We start from the raw sequence: 17,527 nt of genomic DNA, 5'->3' as shown, positions 1-17,527 counted from the left end.
AGGAGGTCCTCTCTACACCCTGCCGCGTCAGAAGCGGCCGTCGGTGCCCTGGTCGCGTCGGCGGAGCGGGTTCTCACGCCAGTCCTGACGGTCGGAGGTGTCCGGGCCGTAGCCGGGGCGCAGCAGCGGCTCGTCGGGATCGTCCTCGGGGTGCGGCCCGCGGGGTGCGCCCGTGCGGTGGGTGAGCCAGTACCCCCAGCCGATGCAGGCCGCGGCGGTGAGGATGATCAGCAACCCGATGGCAAGGAGGAGCGGTGCCTCCGCGGGCGCCTGCGTGCCCGTGGACTCGGCCCGCGCGAAGTCCGACACCGCCTGCGGAACGAAGAGGGTGCTGATGAACAGCAGGGCGAGACCTGCCAGGTACTGCTTGACGCCGAGTTTCATGACTTCCCTGGGTGTCCTTGCGGTCGGTTCGGGGTTCATCCCAGCTTAGGCCCTGGCGCCGCACCTCTACGCTGGACTGGTGCGTGAATCACTGCCCAGCAACCGCCGGCTCAGCCGCAGTATCCTCCGGCTCGCCGTCCCGGCCCTGGGCGCCCTGATCGCGGAGCCGCTCTTCCTGCTCGCCGACTCGGCGATCGTGGGACATCTCGGTGTCGAGGAGCTCGCCGGGGTGGGGCTCGCGTCCACGGTGCTGCAGACCGCCGTCGGGCTCATGGTCTTCCTCGCCTACTCCACGACGCCGGCCGTCGCGCGCCTCCTCGGTGCGGGTCGCCTGCCCGAGGCGCTCGCGGCAGGGCGCGACGGCGTGGGCCTCGCCGTCGTGCTCGGGGTCCTCCTGTCCGTCCTGGGGTGGGCCACCGCTCCGCAGCTGGCGTCGCTGATGGGTGCCGACGGGGCGGTGCACGCCTTCGCGGTGGACTACCTCCGCTGGTCGATGCCGGGGCTGACCGCGATGCTGGTGGTGCTCGCGGCGACCGGCGTGCTGCGCGGGCTGCAGGACACGCGTACGCCGCTGATCGTCGCGGGTGCGGGGTTCGGTGTCAACATCGTGCTCAACTACCTGCTTGTCTACGGCGCCGGGATGTCCGTGGCCGGATCCGCGCTCGGGACGAGCCTCGCCCAGTGCGGCATGGCGGCCGTCTACCTCGTGATGATCGTCCGCGCGTCCAGGGGCCAGCGGGTTCCCCTGAGGCCGTCCCTGCGCGGCATCCGGCGCACGGCCGGCGTCGGCTCCTGGCTCATGCTGCGCACGCTGTCGCTGCGTGTGGCGATCCTCGCGACCGTCTTCGTCGCGACCGCGCAGGGCCCCCTCAGCCTCGCTTCGCACCAGCTCGTCATGACGGTCTTCACGTTCCTCGCCTTCGCCCTCGACGCCCTCGCCATCGCCGCGCAGGCCCTGATCGGCAAGGAACTCGGGTCCGGGAACCGGCCGCTCGCGGCGGCGCTCACACGGCGCATGATCACCTGGGGCGTGGCGTTCGGTGTAGTCACCGGCTGCGTGCTGGCCGCGGTGGCGCCCTTCGTCGGGTGGATCTTCACCCCGGATCCGACGGTCCAGGCGGCGTTCGCGGCCGGCCTGTGGGTCCTGGCCGCGTTCCAGCCGATCTGCGGTCTCGTCTTCGTGCTCGACGGCGTGCTGATCGGGGCGGGCGATGCGCGCTACCTGGCGATCGCCGGCGTGGTGAACCTGGCTGTGTATCTCCCGCTGCTGGGCCTTGTCGGGATGGCTGACCTGACGGGCGGCGAGGGGATCGTCTGGCTGTGGCTGGCTTTCGGCGGCGGTTACATGCTGGCGCGCGCGGCAACTCTGGGGTGGCGGATCCGGGATGATCGGTGGATGGTGACCGGGGCGACGCGCAACGCGGTGGTGCGGGAGGCAGAGCGGTGAGGCTGGATCAGCGCAGCCGCTACAGGGCCGCCGTGGTGCCCGTGGTGCCCGTGGTTCTGGGACTCCGATTCCCGTGGCTGAGGGGTTGACCGAGGGATTCTCCGTCTGCCCATCCCCGACTCTCCCCATTTGTCCATCCCGGGCTGGAGGACGAGCGTTACACGCGGGGGTTGGTTGCACGAGGTAACGTGATTGGTGGGCTGACATCCGTCGGCCGATTCAGGCATCACACGGGTTTCCAGGAAGCGGCATCATGATCAGTCAGGACGTGCAGCAGTGGATGGCCGTCCAGACTCTTCGGATCACGAACTTCGATGCGTCGTCGGTGTGGGCCACGTATGCGAGTCTCGGTGGCTCGTGCGACGACCGCGAGGTCATCACCTACCTCGAGGGTCGGGGCACTCTGCCTGCCCTGGATCGGGATCTGGTCGCGCACGCGCTGAACGAGATGATCGAGGACAGCGGGCTCCCGGTGGACGGCGCCCACTACAGCACCGATGACGTCGCGGACGGATCCGGTTTCGGGGACAACCTCCGCGTCCTGGTCCTGGACCCCGACGGGCACCGCTTCGACCGGCCCGCCGCGACGGCGCCCTACGGGATCGCCGCTGACGGCCAGGAGATCGATGGTGCCACGGAGCAGGAGGAGGACGCCGAGTACAGGCGCTGCCACGCCCTCTACGAGACCGGACTGCTGGACACGGGAGCGGAGGACCGCTTCGACCGCTACACGAAGCGGGCCCGCGAGCGTTTCGGGGTGAGCTCGTCCTCGATCGCCCTGATCACCGAGGACCGGCAGGTCATCAAGTCGGTGGTGGGCCCGATCGGGCAGGACCTCCCCCGTGACACGGCCCTCTGTTCACGCACGATCGAAGCCTCCCGGGTGCTGGTCATCACGGACGCCAGGACCGACCCCGAGTACAGCGACCACCCCCTCGTCGTCGGTGGCCCTCACATCCGTTTCTATGCCGGCTACCCGATCACGACCGCCGACGGATGGCGGATTGGGACGCTGTGCATCATCGATGACCGTCCGCGTTCCTTCAGTGACGCCGACGCGCTGGACCTCCAGCGCATGGCGCTGGATCTCGAAGTCGAGATCTGGGTCGGCGACACCGACTAGGACCACCCGCCTCCCGGCGTACGCGCCACTGTGAGACAGCAAGGGCGCCCGCAGCAGCGGGCGCCCTTGCTGTGCATCCCGGGTGGGGACGCTACTTCCCGACCGGACCGAACATGGCGTCGATATCCGCCATCTCCATGTCAGCGGTCGCCTGGATCAGTTCGAGCAACTCGGGATCCAGTCCGGGCGCGAACTCCTCCAGGCGTTCCGGCGCGATCACCGACGGCACGCCCTCGGGGGCCTGCTCACTGGCGTCGAGCGTGGTGCCGTCCTTCGACGGCGACAGCCCCTGGTAGATCTTGCCGGCCTCCGACTGGCCCTTGAGGTCGAAGGTGTACTGCTTGCTCTGCAGCCCGAGGTCGAGGAGCTTCTTGACCTCCGGGAACTGCTCGGCATTGGTCTTCGGGATGGGCAGGAGTGACTTCCAGTTCACCCCGAGGGTCTCGAGGGCCTTGGCGTATCCGTTCTCGTGGGCCTGGTCGCGGACGATCAGGTAGGAGATGGTGGAGCGCGCGGTCTTGTTGTCCGTCATCTCGTACATGCGACACTTCTGCAGGCGGCCCGTGGCTTCGAGCATGAGGTTGTACAGCAGGTCCAGTGGGAGGTTGCCGGAGTTGTAGACATAGCTGCCGCTCCACGGGTTGCCGGCCGAATCGACCGGCATGGCTCCTTGCGCGCCCACGAGGTAGTGGTGGATGTTGCCCTCGGACAGGGCGAGATTGAGGGGGATCGAACCACCGGCGCCGGGGGTGTCCAGCGGATCGTCGACCTTGCCCTGGTAGCGGGGCGAGCCGTCGAGGAGCCGGGAGATGGTGGTGCCGATCAGCTCGACGTGGCTGATCTCCTCGGTGCCGATGCCCTGGATCAGGTCACGGTAGGGCTTGGCGGCCGCGCCTCGGAAGTTCATGCTCTGGAACAGGTACTGCATCATGGTGCGCATCTCGCCGAACTGCCCGCCGAGGCCTTCCTGCAGGGCATTGGCCGCAGCCGGATCCGGCTCGTCGGGAATGATCTCGTTGATGAGTTGCTGGACATGGAAGAACATAAAGCCTCCTAAAGGGGCGGCGACAGGCCACCGCCTCTCACACTTCTCCGGAAAAGCCGTCCGTACAACCCTGCTCGCTCTCCGACGGCAGGAGTTGCCAGAAGCGGATGACTGGGTCTAGGGGACTGACGGGCTCCATCGGCTCGGGCGATGAGCGCCGGAGGCGGGTGGGCCGTGACGTGAGCGGGTCAGAGTCCCCGGAAGAGTTCCTGCAGAGCCCGATCGCGGGTCAGGTCCTGATCGTGTTGGTGGTCCTGGCGGGTGGGTGTCAGGGCCCGGTCGATGATCTCCTGGGAGATGACGACGACCTTGCGGTTGACCCGCTGGCTGTGGGAGCTGAGCTGGGCGAAGGCTTCCGTCGCGGTGAGGCCGGCGCGGCCCATGAGGATCCCTTTGGCCTGCTCGATGACGGCCCGGCGGAGGGCGGATGCGGCGACCGCCTCGTTGGCGAGCTGGTGTCGGTCGATGTGGATGGAGCGGGTGAGGTCCACGACCAGCGCCCACACTCCGACGGGCTCGGTGTCCTCGACGATCAGGTCCGCGGAGATGAGGAGTTTGCGGGTGGTGCCGTGGAGGTTGCGCAGGGACGCGTACACCGAGGACGGTCCACCGGTCGTGGTGACTTTCGTCCAGAACGCCTGGACAGCGGCCCGGTCCGCGGGGTCGAAGTGGGACATCCCGAGTTCCAGGGTGGGGACCACGTCGCCGCGTTCGTAGCCGTGGATCCGGTACACCTCGTCCGACCAGTTGTAGGTGTCGTCGGCGAAGTAGTGCTCCACAGTGCCGGTGGGGCAGTCGATGAAGTACTCGACACTGGACACGGCTTCGGGCAAGGGAACAGCGGGATCAAGGGCGGAGGTCATGGAAGAGCCGTTCGACGCGCTCTGATCCGGGCTGGCGTCTTAACCCGGACCTCAAAGGAGCAGAATAACAAGAGGCGCCGAATCGTCGATCACCACGCGGTCTGCCCCCGGGATCGGGTTCGGGACTGGACTGCCGGTGTCCCTCCGGTGGCCGGCTGCTTGACCGCCGGAGGGACTCCCACGTTCGTGCACGAGGCTCGTCGGTGTATCCGGCTGAGTCCGCGGACGAATCCGGGACATCTTCTGGGGTGGTCTCAGTATGGGCCCCCGACGAGCGGCATGGCCCCGTACACCCCGGAAGATCAGCTGTGTCCATCGCCCGGGGAAACTGGTACGGGCGCCGCCCGGGAGCCCGTGCCGGGGCCCGGCCCCCGTGTGGGACGAGGGCCGGCACCGTGCCGGACTAAACTGGACCTGCCGGAGATCGCCCGGCCGCGCACCCTTCCAGAGAGGCCCTTGATGGCTGCCGCATCGTCTGACCCCGGCGCCGGGCCCGACCTCGCCGAGTTCACGGTGTGGAAGCCGTTCCTGCTCCGCGCCGTCGTCAGCGGCGTCTTCGGCCTCGTCACGATCTTCTGGCGCGAGCCCTCCACCCTCGTGCTGTCCATCGTCGGGGGGCTGTACCTCCTGCTGGTCGGTGCCACGTATCTCTGGACGCACCGCATGACGCACTGGAGCGCCGGGGCGAGGGTGGTCACGGATATCGGTGGTGGCCTGCTGCTCGGGGCCGGCGTCGCAGGCCTCGCCGTCGGGACCGATGCCGCGTTCGCGTTCGCCGGTGCCGTCGCGCTCGTCGTCGCGGGAGCCGCCGAACTGATCCGTGGGTTCGCGGCGCGAGGGCACGTGGCGGCGCGGGACCTCGGCGTCGTCGGCGTCGTCGGCATCGCCACGGGGGCCATCCTGCCGTTCGTCGAGCCGCTCGGCGCCCACGCGCTGCTCGGCGTGACGGGCGGCGGCGCGCTGCTCACCGCCGTCGTGCTCGGCATCGCAGCCCTGAGCTATCGGCATGATTCAGCGCTCAGCGCACCCTGGGGGTCCGGCGCTGCGGGCGATCCGGACCCCGTAAACTAGAGGCTCTACGCCTCGTAGAAGATTCGCATCACCGGAAGGAGTGCCCGTGGCCAAGCGCCAGCCGGGGAAACCCACCCAGGGACGGTTCCGCTACGGCATCAAGGCGCCCCTCGTCTTCTCGGCGGTCCTGGCCGTGGTGGCCGGGGTCGCGACGTCGATCTTCGCGACGGGCGGCGGATCCAGGGTGCTGCGCATCGATCTGGGCCTGACCGCGGCGGGGATCGCCTTCATCGTCTCCCTCGTGATCTGCGCGATGCTCATGATGGCGGAGACGCCGAACGCCGAGCACCTCAGCAAGGGATCCGGCATCAACCGGTCCTCGGCGAAGCCGGACCCGAAGGGACCGGCCGCGCAGGGTTCCACCGCATCGGGTCCGACCGCGCAGGGTCCGTCCGCGCCGTCGCCGACCGCTTCCGAGCACGGCGACCAGCCCCGCTACGGGGAGCGACTCCCGGAGCAGGATTCCTGACGGGTATGCGCCCCTCGCCTCCTTGACGGCGCTGTTAGCCTGCCCCCATGGGCGACGAGCTACGGGCATTCATCAGGGACTTCGGCACGATGGTGCGCCTCGCGCAGGAAGCGCAGCCGCACTCCGCCCGCGGCAGGGAACTCGTCGAGACCCTTGCAGCGCACCTCGGTGTGGACCCGGGCAGCCTCCCGGTGGTGGTCGAGGACGTCCCGGCCCACCGCTTCGTGGACGCCGACATCCTCCTCGCATCGCTGACCCGGGAGGGACGGTGCGTGGGGGTCGGCGGTGGCGACCAGCGACACCACATGTCCCTCGGCGACATGATCCAGCAGTCGGAGCTGTACCCGAACTTCCCCCTGTCGCAGCCGGACTACGCGAACCTGCCCGTCGGCCCGGACGAGCAGCGGCAGGCGGTCGCGCTCGGCCTCCACCTGTTCCACCGGGACGGCGTCCCCGTCGCCCTCCTGCAGCGCAGGGCCGAGCCGCGCTACGGACGGCAGGTCGCATCCCTCGAGGTCCTGTGCGCGGATGCCGACGCCGTCGCCGGTCTCCTGGCGGAGTTCCGACGGCGGATGCAGCGCGAGAGCGTGATGAAGGGGCAGGTCCTCTCGCTGACCACCGAGGATTTCGGGCCGAGCGCCGCGGGCGTCACCTTCCATCGGCGGCCCATGCTGGAGGCTGCCGACGTCATCCTCCCCGACGGCCTGCTGGAGCGCGTCAGCGAGCACGCGCTCGGCATCGCATCGCACCGGGAGGCGCTCCAGCGGGCCGGCCAGCACCTCAAGCGCGGCATCCTGCTGTACGGCCCGCCGGGTACCGGCAAGACCCACACGGTCCGATACCTGCTGAGTGCGAGCGAGGGCACCACGGCGATCATCCTGTCCGGCGGCACCCTCGCCCACATCGCGGAGGCGGCTCGGATGGCCCGCGCCCTTCAGCCGTCGATCGTCGTCCTCGAGGACTGCGACCTCATCGCCGAGGACCGCAGCTTCGGCCACGGGCCGCAGCCCCTGCTGTTCGAGGTGCTCGATGCGATGGACGGGCTCGACGACGACGCCGACGTCACGTTCGTCCTGACCACCAACCGCGTGGACATGCTGGAACGGGCTCTCGCGCAGCGTCCCGGTCGCGTGGATCTGGCCGTCGAGGTGCCCCTGCCGGCCGAGCACGAACGCGCCGAACTGCTGCGGCTGTACGCGCGGGGCCTGCCGTTCGGCGCGGACGCCCTCGGGACCGCCGCGGGCAGCACCGCCGGCACCACGGCGTCCTTCACGCGGGAGCTGGTCCGGCGGGCCGTCCTCGCCGCCGCGCTGGAGGGCGTCCCGGTGGCGGACGCCCATCTGCTCAGCGCCGCGGACGAGCTGATGGCCGACGACGCGTCCCTGACCCGGAGCCTGCTCGGCAGCAACGGTCCCGAGCCCGCCGACCTCCCGGCGGTACCCGCGGCATCGTTCGGGTGGGGCCCCGGAGCGGTGGCGTACTCCGCCGGCTACTCACCCGCGCAGGGCCCGGGCCCCGGTTTCGCCGACGGTGGCTACTCGGAGGACGGCTTCCCGGAGGACGGCGTGGAGGGAATCGGCGGCGTCGGGGGCCGGCCGTAGCGACGGGAGGCAACACACCGGGTGCCGGTCAGGCGCTCCGGGCCTTCCGGGCACGGTACGCCTTCACGTGCGTCCGGTTCGCGCAGTTGCCGGTATCGCAGAAGCGCTTCGAGCGGTTGCGGGTGAGGTCGAGCACCACCCCGTCGCAGTCGTCGGCCGCGCAGGAGCGGAGGCGGTCCAGCTCATGTCCACGGATGACGTCGGCGAGGGCCATGGCCGCCTCCGTGGCCATCCGTTCCCCGAGCGGAGCCTCGGGTGCGGTGGCGTGGAAGTGCCAGTCCCACTCGTCATGGCGGACCAGTTGTGGGAGTGCGTTCGCGCGGCGGAGGATCGCATTGACGAGCCCGACGGCGGTGTCCTCCTCCGCGAACCAGATGCACTCCAGTTCGGTGCGTAACGCGCGCACGGATCGTAGCTCGGCGTCGGTGCGGGTGCGGGAGCCGCTGAACCGCTGCTCCTCGAGGAAGCGGTCGAGCCCCTCCGGCGTCGTCAGGGGGTCCAGGTCATCCTTCGCGGTGTTGATCAGCGCTGCCACGGTCGAGAGTGCCACCTCTGTGTCATAGGTGAAAGACATGTTGACTCCTGACATCGCGCCGGTCTAGTGTCACGACCATAACCATTTGTCACCCCTGACACCAAGCATCGATCCGAAGGGAGAGGTCGTGTCCCTGCGCCCCACCGCCGGCCTCTGGATAGCGCTCGTCTCCGCCGCGACGTTCGGCGTCTCCGGCCCGTTCGCGAAGTCCCTGCTCGAGATCGGCTGGAGCCCCGGCGCCGCCGTGGGGCTGCGGATCGGGGGCGCCGCCGTCGTCCTGCTCGTCCCGGCGCTGATCGCCCTCCGCGGCCGCTGGTCCACCCTGCGCGGCAACGCGCTGACCATCGTGATCTACGGGACGACGGCGATCGCGCTCTGCCAGCTCTTCTACTTCAACGCTGTGCAGCGCATGTCCGTGGGGGTGTCGTTGCTGCTCGAATACCTGGCGCCCGTGCTGCTCGTGGGATTCCTCTGGCTGCGCTCGCGCACTGCCCCGCACACGCTGACGATCATCGGGTCCGTCACGGCGATCCTCGGGCTCCTGCTGGTCCTGGACCTGACGGGTGACGCCCGGCTCGATCCCGTCGGCGTGCTGTTCGGTCTCGCGGCCGCCGTCTGCCTCGTGGTCTTCTTCCTCATGTCCGCGCGGGTGGACGAGACCCTGCCGCCGATCGTCATGGCCGGCGGGGGCATGGTGGTGGCGGCGGTGACCATCTCGGTCCTCGGTCTGACGAACATCATGCCGTTCCGGTTCGTGTTCTCGGACGTCCGCCTGGCCGGGGGCACCTACAGCTGGATCGTCCCGGTGGCCGTCCTCGTGCTGGTCGCGACGGTCGCCGCCTACGTGACGGGCATCCTCGCCGCGCAGCGCCTCGGCTCGAAGGTGGCGAGTTTCGTGGCCCTCACCGAGGTGATGTTCGCCGTGCTCGCGGCGTGGCTGATCCTCGGCGAGTTGCCAGGTCCCGTGCAGCTGCTCGGCGGGCTGCTGATCGTGGCCGGCGTGGTGTGCGTCCGGGTGGACGAACTGCGGTCCACGCCCGACGGCGACCTCGAGGCGGCGCTCGACCAGCCCAACCCCGTGGAGCCGCTGCCACGTCCCTGAGGTCGGCGACGGGAACTCCCACCCCGCCGTGATCGGTTGAACCTTCAGCAGCGTCGTCTCTTCCGGGCCCTGCCACCCCGACAGGAAGGCACGCGAACCATGGACAGCATCACCGGGCACTTGCGAGGACGCCCGGGCCGGCGTCGTCGTCTGCTCCTGGGTCTGCTCGTGATCGGCATGCTCGCGTCCGTGCTCGTGCTCCTCGGAGCCGGCCTGCTGAGTAGCTTGCGGACCGCAGGTGGTCCGGTGCTCGGGGGTGCGGAGTGCACCGTCCGGACCTCCGAGGGGGAGATCGGACTCACCCGGAGCGAGGCGAAGCAGGCCACGACGGCGGTGGCGCTCACGGCCCGCGGGGTACCGGCTCCGGACACCGCCGGGATCGACGACGCGGTCCTGCAGCGGCTCGCGGAGGGACCGGCCGATGATGCCGGTCCCGGCCTGGCCTGCCGTGGTTCTGCGGCCGACGGCCTCCCGGTGGAGGACCTGACGGCCACCGGCCTGACCCCGCGCGCCGAGCAGGTCCGCCTGGCGATGGCAGAGGTGTTCGGCGACCAGAGCCTGGGCGGGTTCGCTCCGGGCGGAGTAGGGCAGGGACACGGTGCGGAGTCCACGCACTACGACGGTCGGGGCATCGATGTCTTCTTCCGCCCCGTGACGGAGGAGAACCGACGCGCCGGGTGGCTGGTGGCCCACTGGCTCGTCGCGCACGCCGAGGACCTCGACGTCCAGTACGTCATCTTCGACGACCGTTTCTGGAGCGCCCACTCCTCTAGGGCGCAGTGGGGCGACTACGAGGCGCCCGAGCCGGCCAACGAGATCCTGCGCCACCTCGATCACGTGCACGTCGACGTGCTGCGCGGAGGCACCTGACGGAGTGCGCGGGCGCCCTGCAGTGGTCTGTCAACCCCGTCACGAAGGGTCAGGCAGTCCCGCGGGACGCGGGCCGGCCACCCCTTCAGGCGGGCGCCGACCCCCATTACACTGGTGCGCATGACCGGGCAGGATCCGGCCCCACCCGGGGCCGTCACGGCTCCCCAGGGCGGCGCACTTCCCTCCGGGGACCCGGCCGGCCGCTCGCCGCAGGCAACCTCCTTCCGCACCCCGGCCGAGCGGAACCGCACCTTCCTCGGCATCCTCGTGAACACCGGGCTTGCGAACATCACCACCAGCTACCTCTGGTTCGCCCTGACCTTCTGGGCCTACCTGCAGACGCGCAACGTGATCGCCACCGGCGTGATCGGGGGCGCGTACATGCTGTTGATCGCCCTCTCCAGCATCAGCTTCGGCACGTTCGTGGACCGTTACCGCAAGCTCTCCGTCATGCGCTTCGCGGCCGGTTTCACGCTGGTGATGTTCGTGCTGGCCGGGGTCATGTTCCTGGTGACGCCCGCCGCCGGTCTCCTCGATCTGCAGCAGCCGTGGTTCTGGGTCTTCACCCTGATCATCCTGATCGGTGCCGTCGTGGAGAACATGCGGAACATCGCGCTGTCCACCACCGTGACCATCCTCATCGAGCCGGACCGGAGAGCCAATGCCAACGGGCTGGTCGGCATGGTGCAGGGACTGATGTTCATCATCACGTCGGTGCTCTCCGGGCTGTCGATCGGGTTGATCGGCATGGGCTGGACGATCGTCGTCGCCCTGGTGCTGACGGCGCTCGCCTTCGCGCACCTGCTGACGCTGCGCATGCCCGAGGAGGTGCGCGCAGCGGCAACCGATGCGCAGGGCGGGTTCGACCTGCGCGGTTCCGTCGCCGCGGTCCTCGCGATCTCCGGGCTGTTCGCGCTCATCCTGTTCTCCACGTTCAACAACTTCGTGGGCGGCGTCTACATGGCGCTGATGGACCCCTACGGCCTCGAGCTGTTCCCGGTGGAACTGTGGGGGACCTACTTCGCCCTCGGCGCCAGCGGGTTCATCGTCGGCGGCGCCCTGATCGGCAAATTCGGCCTCGGCCCGAATCCCCTCCGTACCATGCTCATCGCGGTGATCATGATGGGGGTCGTCGGCGCGGCATTCACCCTCCGGGAATGGGGGTGGCTGTACGTCCTCGGTATCTGGCTCTACCTGGTCCTGGTGCCGTTCGTCGAGGCCGCCGAGCAGACCGTCATCCAGCGGGTGGTCCCCTTGCCCCGGCAGGGGCGTGTCTTCGGCTTCGCCATGGCGTTCGAGTCCGCGGCCGCGCCGATCACCGCGTTCCTCATCGCGCCGATCGCGCAGTTCTGGATCATCCCGTACGCGCGCTCGGTGGAGGGCGCGGCCCAGCTGGCCCCGCTGCTGGGGGAGGGCACCTCCCGTGGCATCGCCCTCGTGTTCCTGGTGGCGGGCATCGTCATCATCGTGGCCGCCGTCCTGGCCTTCCTGACGCCCGTCTATCGCCGGGTCTCGGCGTCCTATGCCCGCGCGGCTGCGGAGGAAGCGCCGGCGGCCGAAGCACCGTGACCGGCAGTCCCTGCCGAGCCGCGACCGGCCCGGAGGGTCACCGCCCGAAGCGCCGCAGGCGCAGCGAGTTCGCGACGACGAGCACCGAGCTCGCGGCCATCGCCGCCCCCGCCAGCATCGGGTTGAGCAGGCCCAGCGCGGCGACGGGGATGCCGACGGCGTTGTAGAAGAACGCCCAGAACAGGTTCCCCTTGATGGTGCCGAGCGTGCGGCGGGACAGCTCGATGGCCTGCGCCACCTGCTCCAGGCTGTTGCCCATCACGGTGAGGTCCGCTGCCTCGATGGCGACGTCAGTGCCGGAACCCATGGCGATCCCGAGGTCCGCCTGCGCGAGCGCCGCGGCGTCGTTGACGCCGTCGCCCGCCATGGCGACGGTCGCCCCGGCGGCCTGCAGCTCCCGGATGGCATCCACCTTGCCCTCGGGTGTGACCCCGGCGCGCACATCGGCGGCGTCGATCCCGACGACGGCGGCCACCTGCAGGGCGACGGCCCGGTTGTCGCCGGTGAGCAGGACGGGCCGCAGCCCGAGGCCGCGCAGCCGCCGGACGGCGGCCGCCGAGCCGTCCTTGACGGTGTCGGAGAGCGTGACGAGGCCTGCGACGTCGTCCCCGATCGCCACCCAGATGGCCGTCCGCCCGGCGTCCTCGGCCGCCGTGAACGTGGCCGCCTGTCCGTCGGTCGGCCGGATCCCGTGGCGCTCGAGCCAACCGGCCCGCCCCACGGTGACCACGACGCCGTCGACCTCCCCGCGTACGCCGCCCCCGGGCGCGCTCGAGAAGGCGTGCGCCCCGGGCAGCCGGCCGGCAGCGGCGGCGTGCTGCGCGATGGCCTGCGCTATGGGGTGCTCGCTCGCGGCCTCCACGGCTCCGGCGAGGCGCAGCAGGTCGGGTGCCGGAACGGCGGCGAGCGCGACGACGTCGTCCACGGCCATGGTGCCCGTGGTGACGGTGCCGGTCTTGTCCAGCACGATGGTGTCCACGGTGCGGGTGTCCTCGAGGACCTGGGGGCCGCGGATGAGGATGCCCAGCTGGGCGCCGCGGCCGGTGCCGGTCAGGAGTGCGGTGGGCGTGGCGAGGCCGAGCGCGCACGGGCAGGCGATCACCAGCACCGTCACGGATGCCGTGAAGGCCGCGTCGAGGTCGCCCGTCAGCACGAGCCACAGCACGAACGTCAGGATCGCGAGCACGAGGACCACCGGGACGAAGACGGCGCTGATGCGGTCGGCGAGCCGAGCGATGCGCGCCTTCCCGCTCTGCGCCTGGCTGACGAGGCGGCCCATCTGGGACAGTACGGTGTCCGACCCGACGCGGGTGGCCTGCACCACGAGGCGGCCCGACGTGTTGATGGTCGCACCCGTCACGGTGTCGCCGGGGCCCACCTCGACGGGGATGCTCTCGCCCGTGAGCAGGGCGGTGTCCACGGCACTGTGCCCTTCGGTGACCGTGCCGTCGGTCGCGATCTTCTCGCCCGGACGGACGACGAACGCGTCCCCGGGGATCAGCGCATCGGCGGGCAGCGTGACCTCGGTGCGCTCGCCGTCGACGGTGCGCAGCACACGCGCCTCCTTCGCGCCGAGGCTCAGGAGGGACTTCAGGGCGTCGCCGGCGCGCTGTTTCGCGGACGCCTCGAGGAAGCGGCCGAGCAGGAGGAAGGTGACGACGACGGCGGCCACCTCGAAGTAGAGGGAGTGCTCCGTCATGTCCATGCCGGCCATCCCGGCGTGCTGGGTCAGGGCGGGATCGGCGAGGAGCTGCCCGGCCGAGAACAGGAAGGCGGCCGTGACGCCGATGGAGACGAGCGTGTCCATGGTGGAGGACAGGTGGCGTGCATTGATGGCCGCCGCGCGGTGGAACGGCCACGCGGACCATGTCACCACCGGGACGGACAGCGCGAAGACCACCCAGCCCCAGTTCGCGAACTGGAGGCCGGGCACCATCGAGATCAGCAGCACCGGCACGGACAGGACGGCCGCGAGGATGAGGCGCGCCCGGAGGAGCGACGGCGCGTGGTCGTGCCCGCCGTCCTCGGGGTGCTCGGGGTGCACCACATGGGCGCCGTAGCCGGTGGCCACCACGGTGTCGATCAGGTCCTGGTCGCTGACGGTGGCCGGCACCCGGACGACGGCGCTCTCCAGCGGCAGGTTGACGCTCGCCTCGACGCCGTCGAGCTTGCCGAGCTTCCGCTCGACCCGCCCGACGCACGACGCGCAGGTCATGCCCTGGATCGAGAGTTGGACGACGCGGTGCTCCTGCTCGGTCCTCCGGACCGGGACCTGCTGGGTGGCCACGTCAGGACCCGGCGGGCACCACGGTGTAGCCGGCCTCGGCGACGGCGCCGTCGATCGAGGCGGCGTCCAGTGGCGTGGAGGAGGAGATGGTGGCGGTGGAGGTGCCGCCGTTCACGAGTTCGACGTCGACGGTCTCGACGCCGGGAAGTTCCGACAGTTCACTCTTGACCGCGCTGACGCAGTGGCCGCAGGTCATGCCGGTGATGTTGACGGTGGTGGTGCTCATGGTGGTCTCCTCGGTGGATGGATCAGTACGGGGATGGGGGACGGGCTGGGTGCTGACGGGGTCTGCTGCTAGCGCAGGAGGCGGCCGATCGCGGCGGTGGCTTCCTGGACCTTCTCCTGCACGGCATCGCTGTCGCCGGAGGTCTGTGCGTCCTGTGCGGCTCCGACGACGCAGTGCGCGATGTGCTCCTCGAGCAATCCCATCGAGACGGCGTGCAGTGCCTTGTTGACGGCCGCGACCTGCGTCAGGATGTCGATGCAGTACTTGTCCTCCTCGACCATCCGCGCAATGCCGCGGACCTGGCCCTCGACCCGCCGCAGCCGTTTGAGATAGGCGTCCTTGTCCGCCGTGTAGCCGTGCTGCACGGTGGTCTCCGCATTGGTCCCGGTGGTCATGACTTGGCTCCTCGCATACGGTCCACGATACCCTTGGGGGGTATAACCGCCAAGCCCTACGGTTATTCCTGCGTGGAGGGAACACCCAGCGGAATGCCGTACGTTGGCTAACCGGCACACTCTCGACCCAAGGACGTCCATGACCCTCTCGCTGTCGGGCTGGCAGAAGCGAGTCCTCCTGATCCTCGCCGCAATCGCCGTCGTCGCGTTGTTCGCTCTCGCCTTCACCGCCGGCCGAGTCTCCGCCGGTCCCTCCTACCCCGACGCCGGCAGCGCTGATGCGGGGTTCGCCCGGGACATGCAGGTGCACCACAACCAGGCCGTGGAGATGTCCATGATCGTGCGCGACAACGTGGACGACGAGACCCTCCGTACCATCGCGTACGACATCGCACTGACCCAGCAGCAGCAGGCGGGGCAGATGTACGCCTGGCTCGAGGAGTGGGGGCTGCCGCAGAGCGACGCGCAGCCACGCATGGAATGGATGGCGGGCTCGGGTGACCACGCAGGGATGGACATGGGGGCGGGGGCCGATGCCGGGTCCATGCTCATGCCGGACGGGCTCATGCCCGGCATGGCGACCGCAGCGCAGCTCGACGAGCTGCGCGCTGCGCGCGGCGAGGACGCCGAGCGGCTGTACCTGACGCTCATGATCGACCATCATGAGGCGGGCGTGGACATGGCCGCGGCCGGGGCCGAGCTCGCCGAGACGGAGCAGGTCCGCACGCTGTCCACGAAGATCCAGTCCGGCCAGCAGGCCGAGATCACCCTCATGCAGACCATGCTCGACGCCCTGTAGCGCCGCCCTGCCCTGCCGCCGCCCCGCGGGGCGGTTCAGGGACGGACGGCTCCCGCCGGTACATTGGGTTCCGGCGCTAACCGAACCGCGGCGACCGCCGCAGCCACCCCAGCACCGAAGGACACCTCGTTGAACAAGAAACGGTCTCAGGAGAACCAGGACCGCCAAGCGCGCCTGGCCGCCATCCAAGCCCAGCAGCGGGCGGGTGAACGCAAGCGCAACGCCCTCATCTTCGGCGGGATCGGCGCCGTCATCCTGGCGATCATCATCGCGGTGACCCTGGTCATCGTCAGCCAGGTGCAGGACAACCGGGAGCGCGAGGCCCAGGCGTCCCAGCCCATCGAGGGTGTCCAGGAATACCCCGACGTGACGTTCGAGCACGTGGACGGCCCCGTGGAGTACGAGCAGTCGCCGCCCGTCGGGGGCGATCACAACCCCGTCTGGACCAACTGCGGCGTCTACACCGAACCCATCCCGAACGAGAACTCCGTCCACTCGCTGGAGCACGGTGCCGTCTGGATCGCGTACAACCCGGACATCGGCCAGGCGGAGATCGACACGCTGACCGAGCTCGTGGGTGAGCGCTCCTACGTGCTGCTCAGCCCCTACCCGGACCTCGAGTCACCCGTCGCCGCCAGCGCCTGGGGCATCCAGCTCACGGTGGACTCCGCCGACGACCCCCGCCTCGCCACCTTCCTCACCAAGTACATCCAGGGAGAGCAGACCCGCGAACCGGGTGCGGCCTGTTCCGGCGGCATCACGCCCGCGGGCCTCGCCTCCTAGGCGATCCCGACGACGGCGCGGCGGACCCACCCCGGGCTGCCGCGCCGCCGTAATCCACCCGCCGTGGCGCCGTCCCCGGCGCCTCCGTTGTCTCCCCGGATGAACACTTCGGTACCGTGGCTAGTCAGGGCTGCACATTGGCGGCCCCTGATGATCGGAAGGTGCCCGTCGTGACCGACGACCGGATTCTCGGAGAACTGTCCCTTCCCGGGATGCTGCAGGACCTGGTCCTGGACAGCACGGACATCAACGAGTTCCTCGACGGGCTCGCGAGACTGGCCGCGGACACCCTCTCGACCCCGGCCCGGGAAGTGATGTCCGGAGTCACGCTCCTGCGGCGCCGGTCCACGGGGACGGTGGCCAGCAGCAGCGAGCAGGCGAAACTCATGGACGAGGTCCAGTACGCGTTCGACGACGGACCGTGCATCCGGGCTGCCCGGGACGGTCAGGTCTACCACGTGGAGGACTTCCTCGAGGAGAAGCGCTTCGGCGACTACACGGCAGCCATCGTGGAGCACGGGATGCGCTCCGCCGTCGGCGTGCCCATCCCGTTGGACGGCCTCGCGGCGGCCGGCCTGAACCTGTACTCGCCGCAGCCCCGCGCCTTCGACGACGAGTCCATCGCCGAGGCCGTGCAACTGGCCACCGAGGCCTCGAAGTTCCTCCGCCTGGCGGTCCGGGTGGCCCATCTCACCGACACGGGCGAGCACCTGCGGGCCGCGATGAACTCGCGGACCACGATCGACGTGGCGGCGGGCATCATCATGGGTCAGAACCGGTGCAGCCACGAGGCGGCCATCACCATCCTCAAGGCCGCGTCCAGCGGACGGAACATGAAGCTGGCGGACGTCGCCGCCGCCGTGGTCACCTCGATCGGCCAGCAGCTCCCCGAGACGCACTTCGTCCCCTGACCGCGCGGACCCCCATCGTCGCGCTTCCGGGCACCCCGGGCCGATCG

At 70.0% G+C, this 17,527-nt stretch carries 18 protein-coding genes; 11 read left to right on the top strand and 7 right to left on the bottom strand.

The genetic code is table 11. From position 1 onward, the window contains the following. Window positions 1-27: 27 nt before the first annotated feature. Window positions 28-384 (bottom strand): hypothetical protein, encoded by a 357-nt coding sequence (locus tag AC4D2E_RS16230; protein WP_490953279.1) that lies wholly within the window; start codon window positions 382-384, stop codon window positions 28-30. A gap of 79 nt (window positions 385-463) precedes the next feature. Here AC4D2E_RS16230 and AC4D2E_RS16225 point away from each other — a divergent pair, with 79 nt between their 5' ends. Beyond that, window positions 464-1,831, top strand: coding sequence for an MATE family efflux transporter (locus AC4D2E_RS16225; RefSeq protein WP_490953278.1), 1,368 nt, complete (start codon window positions 464-466; stop codon window positions 1,829-1,831). A 253-nt stretch (window positions 1,832-2,084) separates the two neighbouring features. Continuing rightward, window positions 2,085-2,954, top strand: coding sequence for a GAF domain-containing protein (locus AC4D2E_RS16220; protein WP_490910430.1), 870 nt, complete (start codon window positions 2,085-2,087; stop codon window positions 2,952-2,954). A 91-nt stretch (window positions 2,955-3,045) separates the two neighbouring features. On the opposite strand, the gene AC4D2E_RS16215 is transcribed toward AC4D2E_RS16220, so the two are convergent. Together AC4D2E_RS16215 and AC4D2E_RS16210 are read right to left on the bottom strand one after the other, a co-directional pair. Beyond that, window positions 3,046-3,999 (bottom strand): manganese catalase family protein, encoded by a 954-nt coding sequence (locus tag AC4D2E_RS16215; protein ID WP_490910429.1) that lies wholly within the window; start codon window positions 3,997-3,999, stop codon window positions 3,046-3,048. Between the two features lie 188 nt (window positions 4,000-4,187). Then, window positions 4,188-4,862, bottom strand: coding sequence for an ANTAR domain-containing protein (locus AC4D2E_RS16210; protein ID WP_490953277.1), 675 nt, complete (start codon window positions 4,860-4,862; stop codon window positions 4,188-4,190). Between the two features lie 459 nt (window positions 4,863-5,321). Here AC4D2E_RS16210 and AC4D2E_RS16205 point away from each other — a divergent pair, with 459 nt between their 5' ends. Genes AC4D2E_RS16205 through AC4D2E_RS16195 form a run of 3 tightly spaced genes read left to right on the top strand, consistent with a single transcriptional unit; the run spans window position 5,322 to window position 8,003 of the window. After that, window positions 5,322-5,933 carry a hypothetical protein gene (locus tag AC4D2E_RS16205; protein ID WP_490953276.1) on the top strand — a complete coding sequence of 204 codons (612 nt, stop codon included), beginning with the start codon at window positions 5,322-5,324 and terminating at the stop codon, window positions 5,931-5,933. Window positions 5,934-5,979: 46 nt separating this feature from the next. After that, on the top strand, window positions 5,980-6,402 hold the full coding sequence (locus tag AC4D2E_RS16200) for a hypothetical protein (protein ID WP_490910426.1): 423 nt from the start codon (window positions 5,980-5,982) through the stop codon (window positions 6,400-6,402). 47 nt (window positions 6,403-6,449) lie between these two features. Then, a complete protein-coding gene (locus AC4D2E_RS16195) occupies window positions 6,450-8,003 on the top strand; it encodes an AAA family ATPase (RefSeq protein WP_490953275.1) in 1,554 nt (517 codons plus the stop codon). Between the two features lie 28 nt (window positions 8,004-8,031). Here AC4D2E_RS16195 and AC4D2E_RS16190 read toward each other — a convergent pair whose 3' ends face one another. Continuing rightward, window positions 8,032-8,577: a CGNR zinc finger domain-containing protein gene (locus AC4D2E_RS16190; RefSeq protein WP_104167649.1), complete on the bottom strand. Its 546-nt coding sequence runs from the start codon at window positions 8,575-8,577 to the stop codon at window positions 8,032-8,034. A gap of 88 nt (window positions 8,578-8,665) precedes the next feature. On the opposite strand from AC4D2E_RS16190, the gene AC4D2E_RS16185 reads away from it, so the two are divergent. The 3 genes from AC4D2E_RS16185 to AC4D2E_RS16175 all read left to right on the top strand — a co-directional run bounded on the left by AC4D2E_RS16185 (window position 8,666) and on the right by AC4D2E_RS16175 (window position 12,079). Then, entirely contained in the window at window positions 8,666-9,640 is a 975-nt protein-coding gene (locus tag AC4D2E_RS16185) for an EamA family transporter (RefSeq protein WP_490910425.1), read from the top strand. A gap of 99 nt (window positions 9,641-9,739) precedes the next feature. Beyond that, the gene (locus tag AC4D2E_RS16180) at window positions 9,740-10,510 is read left to right on the top strand and encodes a VldE C-terminal domain-containing protein (RefSeq protein ID WP_490953274.1); all 771 of its coding nucleotides are present in this window, start codon (window positions 9,740-9,742) and stop codon (window positions 10,508-10,510) included. Between the two features lie 120 nt (window positions 10,511-10,630). Next, a complete protein-coding gene (locus AC4D2E_RS16175; RefSeq protein ID WP_490910423.1) occupies window positions 10,631-12,079 on the top strand; it encodes an MFS transporter in 1,449 nt (482 codons plus the stop codon). A 37-nt stretch (window positions 12,080-12,116) separates the two neighbouring features. Here the strand turns inward: AC4D2E_RS16175 and AC4D2E_RS16170 are convergent, their stop codons facing one another. The 3 genes from AC4D2E_RS16170 to AC4D2E_RS16160 all read right to left on the bottom strand — a co-directional run bounded on the left by AC4D2E_RS16170 (window position 12,117) and on the right by AC4D2E_RS16160 (window position 14,987). Next, a complete protein-coding gene (locus tag AC4D2E_RS16170) occupies window positions 12,117-14,366 on the bottom strand; it encodes a heavy metal translocating P-type ATPase (protein ID WP_490910422.1) in 2,250 nt (749 codons plus the stop codon). A gap of 1 nt (window position 14,367) precedes the next feature. Further along, window positions 14,368-14,592 carry a heavy-metal-associated domain-containing protein gene (locus AC4D2E_RS16165; protein WP_104167652.1) on the bottom strand — a complete coding sequence of 75 codons (225 nt, stop codon included), beginning with the start codon at window positions 14,590-14,592 and terminating at the stop codon, window positions 14,368-14,370. A gap of 68 nt (window positions 14,593-14,660) precedes the next feature. Then, the gene (locus AC4D2E_RS16160) at window positions 14,661-14,987 is read right to left on the bottom strand and encodes a metal-sensitive transcriptional regulator (RefSeq protein WP_104167653.1); all 327 of its coding nucleotides are present in this window, start codon (window positions 14,985-14,987) and stop codon (window positions 14,661-14,663) included. Window positions 14,988-15,126: 139 nt separating this feature from the next. On the opposite strand from AC4D2E_RS16160, the gene AC4D2E_RS16155 reads away from it, so the two are divergent. From AC4D2E_RS16155 to AC4D2E_RS16145, 3 genes are all read left to right on the top strand, one after another. Beyond that, window positions 15,127-15,786, top strand: a complete 660-nt coding sequence (locus tag AC4D2E_RS16155; protein ID WP_490953273.1) for a DUF305 domain-containing protein — start codon at window positions 15,127-15,129, stop codon at window positions 15,784-15,786. A gap of 129 nt (window positions 15,787-15,915) precedes the next feature. Then, window positions 15,916-16,569 carry a thioredoxin-like domain-containing protein gene (locus AC4D2E_RS16150; protein WP_104167655.1) on the top strand — a complete coding sequence of 218 codons (654 nt, stop codon included), beginning with the start codon at window positions 15,916-15,918 and terminating at the stop codon, window positions 16,567-16,569. 170 nt (window positions 16,570-16,739) lie between these two features. Continuing rightward, a complete protein-coding gene (locus tag AC4D2E_RS16145; RefSeq protein WP_490953272.1) occupies window positions 16,740-17,480 on the top strand; it encodes an ANTAR domain-containing protein in 741 nt (246 codons plus the stop codon). Window positions 17,481-17,527: the final 47 nt, after the last annotated feature.

The sequence above is a fragment of the Arthrobacter sp. TJ-265 genome (assembly GCF_058269135.1).
The sequence above is the reverse complement of the archived record's forward strand: the minus strand, read 5'-3'. Positions and strand labels throughout refer to the sequence as shown.